Annotated in this window: 1 protein-coding gene; it reads left to right on the forward strand. The window is 74.6% G+C overall.

Annotated elements, in window-relative coordinates; genetic code table 11:
- On the forward strand, positions 1-1111 hold a 1111-nt coding region (locus GT042_RS22400), incomplete at both ends, for an HD-GYP domain-containing protein (protein ID WP_161310517.1).

The following is a 1111-nucleotide window of genomic DNA, read 5'->3' on the forward strand; positions in this document are numbered from 1 at the left end:
GTGCCCGGCGCGCTGCTGGGGCGCGTCGAGCAGCGGCCGAAGGGCGCACGCCGGGTCTGGCGGGCCGCGCAGCTCTCCCTCGCCACCTGGGCGGCGGCGCGGATCCAGGTCCTGTTCGGCGGGCCCGTCGCCCTCGGGGGTGGTGGCTACGGGCTCAAGACGCCGGACTTTCCCTATGTGTTGCTACCCGCCGGGGCGGCCACCCTCGCCTTCTGTCTGGTTCTCGCCACGCTCGACGGCGGGGTGCTGGCGGCGGCCGAGCGGCTGCCGCTGCGGACCGCGTGGCGGGGGCTGTTCGTCCGCTCGCTGGCCCCGCACGGGGCGCACGGCCTCGCCGGGCTGATGATGGCGGTGCTGTGGCGGAGCCCGTACGGTCCGCTCTCCGCGCTCTTCGTCCTGCTGCCCATGTACATCTCCTGCTGGGTCTTCGCGCAGTACCACCGCGAGTCCGCCGCCCACCAGGCGACGATCAGGGCGCTCGTGCAGGCGGTCGACATCAAGGACAAGTACACGCGCGGGCACAGCGAACGGGTGGGCCGCGCCTCGGTGTTGATCGCCCAGGAGCTGGGCATGGACCGGGACCGGGTGGAGGTGCTCCGGTTCGCCGGGATCCTGCACGACGTCGGCAAGCTCGGCGTACCGACGCGGGTGCTGCGCAAGGACGGGCCGCTGACCCCCGACGAGCGGCGGGTGATCGAGCTGCATCCCGAGTACGGCCACGAGATGGTGCGCGGTATCGGCTTCCTCGGGGAGGCGCGGGAGGCGATCCTGCACCACCACGAGCGGCTGGACGGCAGCGGGTACCCGTACGGGCTGGCCGGGGCGCAGATCCCGGAGTTCGCGCGGGTGGTGGCGGTGGCGGACGCGTTCGACGCGATGACGTCGGCCCGCTCGTACAGCAGGGCGAGACCGGTGGGCACGGCGGTGGCCGAACTGGAACGCTGCGCGGGCACCCAGTTCGACCCGGACATGGTGGAGGCGCTGGTCAGGGCGCTGTCCCGGCACGGCTGGCAGACGACGGTGACGGCGGACGAGGCGGGGGCGCCTCCGGCGCCGGGTGGGGGCGTGAGGCCGGGTGGGGGCGCGATGCCGGGCGCGGGCGCGAGGCCGG

Origin of the sequence: Streptomyces sp. SID3212 (assembly GCF_009865405.1) — a bacterium.
In the GTDB taxonomy this organism is placed as follows: domain Bacteria; phylum Actinomycetota; class Actinomycetes; order Streptomycetales; family Streptomycetaceae; genus Streptomyces.